This window comes from Luteibacter sp. KNZ12-1A (assembly GCF_056755675.1).
The window spans coordinates 1-9,570 of record NZ_JBPGXU010000134.1 but is presented as its reverse complement, the minus strand read 5'-3'; the positions used below and the strand labels follow the sequence as shown (position 1 = coordinate 9,570).

The window sequence follows — 9,570 nt, the reverse complement described above, 5'->3', positions numbered from 1 at the left end:
AGATGTGTATAAGAGACAGACCCACCGTTGCCGTTACGGAGGTTCCGCTCAGAGGAGTAGTAAAAGCATTGGTCCCCATGATGAGTTCAACCTCTTTGACGGTGAGAGGTCTCATGGCGGACGACGTCGCGCTCGTTTTTGTCCCGGGCGAAGCCGTACCGTCGGGATCGCTTCCGGCCGGAGTGGAGTCGACTGGCAAACTATGATGAGCGGGTGCCGCAATTGCAGCAGCCTGGTAACCTGACAACACATACGCAATGGCAACAGATCACCGTCTAACTTGCATTGGATCCTCCGTGGATGCCGGCAAAAACCGGCGTGCGTCACCCATGTCCTACACGGCCAGGTGCACAGTGGCATCCTTGCCGCTTCGGCACCCCCGAGAGGGAACGCCGCTGGCAGAAGATAGCACCGCAATTTGGTCCAGTATGTTACTTACGCCGTAATGCTACGTAGCGTGCGGGCCGCAGTTGCGGTGGCCTTATGACGGTTTTAGGGCGCACGATATCGATAGGCAAACTTTTGCGCACGGAAACCGCATTCAGAACTTACTGATAAGCTCACGCCGTTGCATTTCCGCAATTACTTGCGATGCTAATTCAGGCACCGATCCCCTCGAACCATCCAGGCGTAGGTCAGGTTTCTCGGGCACGTCATAGGGGTCACTGATGCCGGTGAAGTTCTTGAGAACGCCGGACCGTGCCTGTGCATAGAGTCCCTTCGTATCACGCGCTTCGCAGACATCAAGACTGGTGTTGACATACACTTCGATAAAATCGCCATGCTCCTCGACCATCTCGCGCGCTCTTTCGCGATCTTCGGCGTAAGGCGCAATCGGGGCGCAGATGGCCACGCCCCCATGACGGACGACTTCGGAAGCCACGTAGGCAATCCGTATTACATTGGTTGAGCGATCTGCACGAGAAAACCCGAGGCCTGCGGACAGAGTTTTTCGCACCTCATCTCCATCGAGGATCGTAACTCGACGTCCCGTCTTCTCAAGGAGCATCGCCATAACTGCCAGGGCAATGGCGGACTTTCCTGCCCCCGACAGACCCGTAAAAAAAATTGCGCATCCGCTGGTCGACGGATGCACGAAACGCTGCCGAAGGACCGCCTCGACTTCCGAATAGGTAAACCACTCTGGGATAGGAGTGCCTTCACGAAGATGGCGGCGAAGTTGGGTACCCGAAACATCACTGACCATCTCGCCATCCCTGAGCTCTTCGGTCGAGACAAACAGCCGCCTTGCCGGAGAAAAGACCATGGGAGGAAAAGCGAGCATCTTGATGCCCAATTCGCCTGCATAGTCTTCAAGCAACTCCTGAGCCGCACGAGGGGCATAAAACGGTGCGCCCGATGCATCCTTGCCAGGTCCTGCGTGGTCGCGCCCGACGATGAAGTGGGTTGCCCCGAAGTTCTTCCGGATGAGGGCATGCCACAATGCTTCGCGCGGACCCGCCATTCTCATCGCCAGCGGCAGCACTGCAAGCTTCACGGAATTTTCCGGATAGCGAGTCAACAGTGCTCGGTAACAGCGCACGCGGGTGTGCGCATCGATGTCGCCGTCCTTGGTGCGGCCAACCGCCGGATGAAGCAGGAGTTTGCCTCCAACGGCATTCATGGCCCGTCGGGTGAGCTCCACATGCGCGCGATGAATCGGATTGCGCGTCTGGAATGCGACGACACGGTTCCAGCCCTGCTGGGCAAACCAGTGACGAAGGGATCGAGGTGAGAATCTCAGGTCGGTAAAGTCGTGATGTGTGGGCGCCTGTAACCCTCGCAGGCGTCCACCTAGATAGACGCCTCCACGGACAAACAATTCGGCGACGCCAGGGTGGGACGAATCGACCGTGCCGAAGACACGCTGTGCCTCGCGGTTCTTATCAGGTCTGAAGATGTCGGAGATGGAGAGAACTGCGAGGACTGTACCTTGGACGTCCCGAAGCGCCACATCTTGTCCGACCGACAAAGGCGCTGCCTGCGCCTCGGAAAGTTCCAGATTGATAGGCATCGGCCAGAGTGTTCCATTGGCCAGGCGAAGTCCGTCGACCACACTGTTGTAATCGGCTTCCGTCATGAAGCCTTCTAGTGGGGAGAACGCCCCACTGAGGAGGAGTTCGAGGTCACACAATTGGCGGTGGTCGAGGACAATAGGCGATAGCAAGGCCGAGCTACGTCGGAATTCCAATCCAAGAGCTTCAGGAACGTAAAGCTCTTTCAGGACACCGCCGTGCGGTTCAACCGTGAGGCGGGGCCGAACCATTTCCATAACGCCATCAGACATTGTCGTTTCAACCCATGTTGTTTGCAGCGCCGACATGCACCGGTGGAAAGGCTATCACCGGAAAACGAGGTCAAGCATCGTGAAATTTTGCGGTCGATGATTCGGAGCCTTCGTTCGCATAGACTATGCTTTCAAGACGTGCATGTTGGATGTCGCTTGCACGGGCCTTCTTACAGGTGACAAGTATCGTTTGATCGCTGCTGTTCTCAAAGGTTACTGGCCCGATCCAAAGAACCAGTAGGTCATTTTTTTCTTGGTGGAACTCTTTGCGCTCTGACGGTGCTGGTCAGGCCCTCATGTCGAAGTGCCATATGTAGGCACATCCATGGATGACGCCACGGTTGTCTGCCTGGGCCTCGCTCCATATGGCCCGCCGTAGCCGCGCAGAGGACTAGAGCGCGTTTTCGATGATCTGGCCATAGCCGCAGCTGGCAGGGTTTGACGTCCGGCAAATAGCCGTGCCACGCCTCATCGGTGTATTCGAGCAGGTCGACGCGGGCTTCGTTGCCGTCGGCGTCGAGGAGGCACAGTTCCGCTCGGGTGGCGTTGCCAGAGCCGTCGAAGGTGGCGTCACGCGGGAACGGACGGCCCTCCACGACGACAACAGGGGGCAGGGGGATTCTGTTTCACGGATGAGGGCCAACGGGAGGTAGCCAGTATCTGGGGCTGATAGTCGAGATGGCAGTGAGGGCAGGCCGTTCCCCCGTGCAGGTGGATGCATTCGACGATCGTAACTTATGGCAAGAATCGTCGGTTTTTACGCGCAAAATGTTGTTGTTGACAGATCCATATGCCACTGATATTTCGGTACCCTGCAACGCCTGCATCGACCGGGCGTGAGTTCGTGTTCGGCCCACGTGCGCTCTGGCAATGCTTACTCAATCAGTGGAACGAGGGGTAGTGAATGGATCGTCGCAACTTCACGAAATCGATGTTGGGTGTGACCGCGGGTGCTGCGCTGTTGGAGGTCTTTCCGCCTGGGAAAGCCATGGCGGCACCAGTCACGGCGAAGAAGGTAGGGCGTTATCACGCAAACCTTCGCTTCAAACGGATACAGGACCGAATGCTGGTGTCGATGCGGGTTGCCCAGTCGGGTCAATCGACTATTCCCATCCCATTCCAGATGGTGGTATCGACAAACAGGGACATGTCCAAGCCTGTTTACTCGGACTTTTTCTACTCCAATCCTCGGACATCGTTCTGCACGCGGGCCACGCTTCTGGCGCCTAAGCATCAGAAGCTTTATCTCCAGATTCGTCTGGTGGACCACCCCAAGGTGGTTTCCAAGGTGTGGCGCCTGCGGAAGAAAAAGAAGCATGTCGCATGAGGCTCGGTTCGACCATCCCTTTGTGATTGATGATTTCGTGGACGTGTCGTCCGATGCGTTCCAAGCGTTGTTCAAGGGGCAGGTTTGGTCGTTCGGCTGGAAGTCCAACGGCAAGACCGACCGATTTCCCTTTTGGCATCGTCATTTCATCGAATTGGAGGGTCGATCCGAGGAGAAGAAGGATAGATACCCGCTCGGAAGGTTTCCTGAGGTGGACAGTCTGTGGGCTGCGGTCAACGAAGCCAGCGGCGGAGGCGCGCGACTCCTGCGTGCTTACGCCAATGGCTTGACCTATGGCCTGGAGGGAAAGATTCATACCGATTCAGCGAGCGCCAGAGACATCACCGCGGTGATCTACGCCAACGCATTCTGGGCCGAAGCATGGGCCGGGGAAACGATGTTCTACCTTCCGAGCGGCGAAGTTATCGCTGTCGCACCTGCACCAGGGCGAATGGTCTTGTTTAATGGAACGATCGCGCACGTGGCGCGTCCGCCGAGTCGCGACTGCCCAATGCTTCGAACCACCCTGATGTACAAATTTCGGATTGACGATCCATCGTGAAGCTGACGACTGTGTTGGGCCTGATCATCGGAATCACCGGGTTCGTGAGCTGGTCCATTGTGCTCAAGTATCGGAAAACCTGGGGCCAGGAATCTGGCGTGACCTACATTTGCAAGCGGCTGATCGCGGAAAAGAAAGCAGAAGGCTGGATGCTGATTTTTAGTCAGATACTCACCGTGGCGTCTGGGGCCTGCCTGCTATACCTGATCAATTTCAAATAAGGGATGAAAGCGCATGCCGTCCAAGATCGAAGTAGTCTTCTCGGCGATTGATAAAGTTGGCCAGGTCGACGCCACGAATTCGCTCGCGAATCAATTGGTCGACGCCACGAAGAACAATAATCAGGGGTTCAACCTGGTCAACCAGGATGCGCAGATCGTCGCCACAGTGACGAACGCGGTGCCCTTCCTCCAGCCCATTGCCATCCAGACCAACCTGTTTGCAGGCACGACCACCGTGCTGAAGATCAGCGCGGACCTGCAAGATGGCAAGAGCATCAATCCAGGTGACGTGCTGAACCTCGTGGGCAATGTCGCCGGCGTGGTCGCTACGATCGCCGTGTTTGCCGCAGCGCCGGAAGTCGTCGCCGTGGCAACCCTGGTGGCCGTCGCTGCAGATATCACCGGTCTGATCATCTCGAGTGACGAAGAGTCCGTCGCCGAGTTCTCCAACAATCTGGTGACGGTGAACTGGCCTTCGCTTCCCGACCCGTCGGACGTGTGGTATCTCACGGATACGAACCAAGTCCTGCCCAAGTCGGAGATCGAAGCGCAGGGGCTGCACTACGGTGTGATGGTCGTCACCCCGGACGGCACGGAACTGGGTACTGCGACACAGGCACCAGGTTCCGTCGATACGGGGTCCGATCAATCGGGAGACTCCGACGGCGAAGACAGCGACAGCGATAGCGATAGCGATAGTGACGACGGCGACGACTCCGGCAGCGACGACGGTGGCGGCAGCGGCACGATGTTCTCCGAGGCGTAAACGTGACGGGAATCGAGCCCGACAAGCTTGCGTTCCTGCGTGACATTGGGGCCCACCGCCAGCGGCACAGCGGTCGGACGCTTTACGATCACCTCCTGGGCACACGTGCACTCCTGGCTCGCTGGGAGTGCTCGGCTGCGATCCAGGATGCCGGATTGTTCCACAGTGTCCTGGGAACCAGGCACTTCAAATGGCAAGCCCGTGCGAACAACGTGGAGGCTCGCCTCAGGAGCCTAGTGGCGCCGGAGACCTTCCGCTGGATTTCTCTGTTTTCGGTGGCACGCCGCGGCACGACACTGCTCGCCGCATGGGAGACAGGGAAGCTGGAGGTTGCCGACACGAACGAGGCGCCCTCGGTAGGGGCTGCGGATCTGATCGTCCTGATCCTGTTGGAATGTGCCAATGGCCTGGAGCAAGGCCGGTCTAGCAAGTTCATCGCTGCGGTGAGCGCTTCAGAAGCAACGCTCGCCCGTCTCCCACGCAAGGCCGCCGCACATCTGGTTTCCCATGCGGCGACTACACGTGTCGAACACGCAGCCCTCCTGGGCGATGAAATATCGCCGGCATACGTGCTGCACGTCGACAGCCGCTTGCCATTCGCCATCCGCAGCGAAGTGCTCGCCCGGCGACCGATGCCGAACTGGGAGAGTCGGGAACGCCGCCTGGTGCGATCGCTGATCGATGGCGCATGACGGCGCCAGGCTACTTCATAGACCTGTCGATAGGCCGGGGAGCGCAACGTTATTTTGTGCCCTCCGCACTGGCGGACTGGGCGCCGGGCGTGCCGTCGCTGGGGGCCATTCGAACGGATATCTCGCTGGCCCAGCCCGTTGCGCTCTCGCTTTCCCGGGGCCTGCTTTTCGCTTCGGCCGCTGAGCGCCTTCCGCGGCCCCGCAACGCCGGAGAGGTGGCGTGGTACTGCGGCCCGGAGCGACTGTCGTCGGTGCGGGACACGGGGCACCGTGTTCTCGACACCGTGGAGTGGCTCGCGAAGGGGCTTGATGCTAACGTCCTGCAGCAGGCGCTAAGGAAGCTAGGTTTATCGGCCACTTTGCCGCGGCATGGGTTGGTTTGGATCGGATGGGGACATTCGCTCCATGAGTCCTCGTGGATCTGCCCGGAGCCTCGTTACTACGAGCGCCTCGCGGAAGACTTCATCGAATGCTTCAACGGCGAACAAGATGCGGATGCGCGGGTGCTCTGCATGCTTCATTTGCAATGGACCAGCGTCCACCCGTTGAAGGATGGTAACGGGCGGCTTGCCCGAGCGATCGTGGCGGCCTATGTGCTGCGCCGGACGCAGTCGTTGGCGTTGAGTGCGGCGGTCATGTATTTAATGGTGCGCTGGCGAAAACCATTGGCTCGCTCGCAACTCCTGGCCCGCGAGGGCGATCCGGAGCCCTTGTGGACGCTATGGTCCCAGCTGGTCGCAAAGGCCGGCGCGGTCCTGCGGCTATCGCGGCAGTATGTGCTGGACTTGGGCGGCGCCGGTTTCGAGCTTGACGACATCCTGGCCGCTATCGAATCACCGGCCACCGGAAGTGGCCATGTACCGACCGAGTCGGCGCCTCATCCACTCATGTACCGTCGACGGGTGAACGGAATCGTTCATGAGAGCCGGCCTTATGCCGATCTTCTTGGGGGCCTGGAGCGCAGGCTGGGCGCAGGCCCTTCCCGGCGAAGCGCATTTCGGCGCATCACGCCGTGGTTCGAAAAGCCACTGCATGTCGAAGCGTACGGCATTCCCTTCTGGCCCGGCGTTGAGGCCTGGCGCTCACGCTAGAACTCATAGCCGAAGCGATCGATCACGTGGTGATCGATGCGCCGCACCACCTCAATGCTTTCCGGGTTTCTGTAGTAATCCTGGTATGGCTTGCGATGCGATCGATTGAGGTGCGGCACCGGCACGTTCCTCTTCATACGATCGGCAATTTCTTCAAAGGCCTCTGGAAAGGCCTCGAACCGGTAAACCTTGGTGACGTCGTCCATCCAGTGCGCTTGCGGCAAACCAAACCAGTTGGATTGCCGTAATTTGGCCTGGTTGATCGCCACCCACTCGTCGAAGTCGTACTGGCGAGCGAGAGTGTGCGAGACGTTCATCTTCTGGAAGATGCCGTACTGCACGCTGCGGTGATACTCATACAGTGAGACGAGACGGTCCCAGGGATTTCGGACGAAGCAGAAGGTGAAGAACTCATCCCATGAGTCCTGGAAGATACAGCGTCTGGCCTCGCGCGGACCAAAGTGCACCAATTTCAGTCGGGTGTCATCCGGCAGATCGAATCCGACGACGATGGAACGGCCTCCAGTCTTGGGGTTGTGGAAGAACACGGTTTTCGAGGCATTATCGACGTGCATGAAGGGCACCAGGGGGAGGTGGTTGGACTGGGTCAGTGAATGTCGGCGTCGTGCTGGTCTTTGGACAACACGCAACCGGTGCGGCGATTGAAGTCGACGAAGAAGCGGGAGTCTCGCAGGGAAGCATTGCCGAGGATGAAGTCGTACGGCACAGCGACGCCGCTGAGTTCCGGGAAGGTGAGGCGAAGCTTGTTGTCGCCGAGTTGGACAGTCGCCGTCCTAAGCGAATAGCCGGCCTGGCTCCCACTCGCGTTCACATCCTTGATGGCCAGACCACGGGTTGGTGGCTCCGGCGGGCTGGCGTGGTCGATTCCGGTGATATAGAAGTCGCTTCCCGTGTCCATCAGCGCCGGGTGAGGCGTGCCATCCACCATCAGGTCGAGCACCACGGCAGGCGTCGATCCCGCAAATGTGGAACTCAGGCGGATGGGTTGGACGCAAGTGGGCGGTCGGGATCCTTGACCGAAAACGATCAGCCGGTCGGAGGTGAGTTCAAACGTGCCAAGAAGTCTGAGCGCATCCATGCCGAGCGCATTGTGCTCTTCGGGAATCACGGCGATGGGAAGGTGCTGAATGGTCGTTCCGCCGAGTGAAAGGGAATCGAGGACACCCAGTTGCTTGATCGATTCGTGCCCCATGGCACCACGAATACTGCCGTCTTTGGCCAGAACGATACGGACCCCCAACCGTGCTGCCGTCGCCGCGCCCAGGATGGTGGGCGCACCAGTATCCACTTTGAGGGTTGCCGATTTTCCATTGACCGTGACATCGGCCGTGTAGGCGCGCGAGGCGTCGGTGTGGATGGGCACGGCCCACGACTGTTGGGACGACGTAACCACCGTTTCGGGCAGCGAGGCGAGGGCCGGAGCTTGCCTGGCGTCGAAATTTCCCAGCAGACGCGCGGGCAACTGGCCCTGGTAGCGTTGAACAATGGCCAACTCCTGGCGCGCCGCGGCCGTGGATTCGCCTGCCAGCCTTGCATTGCTCGGCACGAACCGGGCGCAGTAGAACGCCAACTCAGGCTCGCTGTCGTGAAGTGCTTGCTCGCAGGCACGCGCATGGGCGTTGGAGGCATCCAGGTCGAAGCGGATGCGCTCGATCGCCATTGGAGTAAGGATGCGTTCAATGGGGTCGCCATGCTCGGCCAGACGATGCAGCGTGTTGATATCCGCCTTCGTCAGCGCCGTGTTGATCTCGGCAACATAGGCGCCGGGCGGGCGCACGCTATCGGCTCCAACGCCCGGCCCTGACGATGTCATCAGCACGATCGCACTAAAGCTGACGCGGCATCGGTTTGAAGCACGACGCACTGACCACCTGCCGCATCCGTTGGGAGGAGCCAAGTTCAACACACCGTCACGGGCTCTTTCAATGCAATGCGCGTCGCGATTTCCTGCGAGCAGCTCAAGGCGGCGGATGCAGAGCGCCTGTGCCTACTCAGGCGCGCCCGTCGTCGCCTGTTCCGCCATTACAAATTTCAAGCCGGGAAAAACCTCTTCTGCCTCGGGCCGGCGCGCTGGCGGCCGCATGGGGTGTGCCGCTCGGGCGACGGGCGATCGCGGTGATCGGCGGCGCAGCGCCAGGACCAGCGCGCTGCCGCCGGCAAGCAGTCCCAGTAGCGTCATCATGTGCGGTTCCTTAAAAGAAGCATGGGCTGTTCCAGTGCGCCGAGGGCAATGATTCACGGCACCGTGGCGGTGAACACCGGCTCGGCGGATCCGCCAAGCGACAACGTGGTCAAGGTCACTCGCGCCGGGACCACTTGAAGCTGTGGGTCCCGCGGTTGAGCGTGCCCCCCACGACCTTCCCATAAACGATGGCGTGGAAAGCGCGCGGAAACGGTTCGCCGCCGAGGGTCTTCTCCGTGACACGCGCTTCGGCTTCGTCCTTGGGCGCGTAGTGATCCAAGGCACCCGTGGGCGTGAAGCGCACCTCGGCCGCGCTGGCTGACGCCCTTGTTGTGCTTCTCTTTGCCCGTGTGCACGTGGACGAGCAGGTGGATAGCCCGCACGAGTCGCGGTTCTATCGAGCCTATCGGTGCGTGATCGG

General features: G+C 59.7%; 9 protein-coding genes and 1 pseudogene. 6 read left to right on the top strand and 4 right to left on the bottom strand.

What is annotated here, in order from left to right; genetic code table 11:
* Positions 1-541: 541 nt before the first annotated feature.
* Together ACR9ZJ_RS17855 and ACR9ZJ_RS17850 are read right to left on the bottom strand one after the other, a co-directional pair.
* Positions 542-2,323, bottom strand: a complete 1,782-nt coding sequence (locus tag ACR9ZJ_RS17855; RefSeq protein WP_481288520.1) for a bifunctional sulfate adenylyltransferase/adenylylsulfate kinase — start codon at positions 2,321-2,323, stop codon at positions 542-544.
* Positions 2,324-2,715: 392 nt separating this feature from the next.
* Positions 2,716-2,907 (bottom strand): annotated as a pseudogene (locus ACR9ZJ_RS17850) (hypothetical protein); the annotation flags it as partial.
* 284 nt (positions 2,908-3,191) lie between these two features.
* Here ACR9ZJ_RS17850 and ACR9ZJ_RS17845 point away from each other — a divergent pair.
* Genes ACR9ZJ_RS17845 through ACR9ZJ_RS17820 form a run of 6 tightly spaced genes read left to right on the top strand, consistent with a single transcriptional unit; the run spans position 3,192 to position 6,946 of the window.
* Positions 3,192-3,614 carry a hypothetical protein gene (locus ACR9ZJ_RS17845; protein WP_481288519.1) on the top strand — a complete coding sequence of 141 codons (423 nt, stop codon included), beginning with the start codon at positions 3,192-3,194 and terminating at the stop codon, positions 3,612-3,614.
* Positions 3,604-4,176 carry a 2OG-Fe(II) oxygenase gene (locus tag ACR9ZJ_RS17840; RefSeq protein ID WP_481288518.1) on the top strand — a complete coding sequence of 191 codons (573 nt, stop codon included), beginning with the start codon at positions 3,604-3,606 and terminating at the stop codon, positions 4,174-4,176. Before ACR9ZJ_RS17845 ends, ACR9ZJ_RS17840 begins: the two co-directional genes overlap by 11 nt.
* On the top strand, positions 4,173-4,397 hold the full coding sequence (locus ACR9ZJ_RS17835) for a hypothetical protein (protein ID WP_481288517.1): 225 nt from the start codon (positions 4,173-4,175) through the stop codon (positions 4,395-4,397). Before ACR9ZJ_RS17840 ends, ACR9ZJ_RS17835 begins: the two co-directional genes overlap by 4 nt.
* A 13-nt stretch (positions 4,398-4,410) precedes the next feature.
* Positions 4,411-5,163, top strand: a complete 753-nt coding sequence (locus ACR9ZJ_RS17830) for a hypothetical protein (protein ID WP_481288516.1) — start codon at positions 4,411-4,413, stop codon at positions 5,161-5,163.
* A 2-nt stretch (positions 5,164-5,165) separates the two neighbouring features.
* Positions 5,166-5,855, top strand: a complete 690-nt coding sequence (locus tag ACR9ZJ_RS17825) for a DUF6817 domain-containing protein (protein WP_481288515.1) — start codon at positions 5,166-5,168, stop codon at positions 5,853-5,855.
* Positions 5,852-6,946 carry a Fic family protein gene (locus ACR9ZJ_RS17820; RefSeq protein ID WP_481288514.1) on the top strand — a complete coding sequence of 365 codons (1,095 nt, stop codon included), beginning with the start codon at positions 5,852-5,854 and terminating at the stop codon, positions 6,944-6,946. The genes ACR9ZJ_RS17825 and ACR9ZJ_RS17820 overlap by 4 nt, the downstream gene beginning before the upstream one ends.
* Here ACR9ZJ_RS17820 and ACR9ZJ_RS17815 read toward each other — a convergent pair.
* Entirely contained in the window at positions 6,943-7,521 is a 579-nt protein-coding gene (locus ACR9ZJ_RS17815) for a sulfotransferase family 2 domain-containing protein (RefSeq protein WP_481288513.1), read from the bottom strand. The two genes, ACR9ZJ_RS17820 and ACR9ZJ_RS17815, sit on opposite strands and share 4 nt — an antisense overlap.
* A gap of 32 nt (positions 7,522-7,553) precedes the next feature.
* Positions 7,554-8,744, bottom strand: a complete 1,191-nt coding sequence (locus ACR9ZJ_RS17810) for a retropepsin-like aspartic protease family protein (RefSeq protein WP_481288512.1) — start codon at positions 8,742-8,744, stop codon at positions 7,554-7,556.
* Between the last annotated feature and the right edge of the window lie 826 nt (positions 8,745-9,570).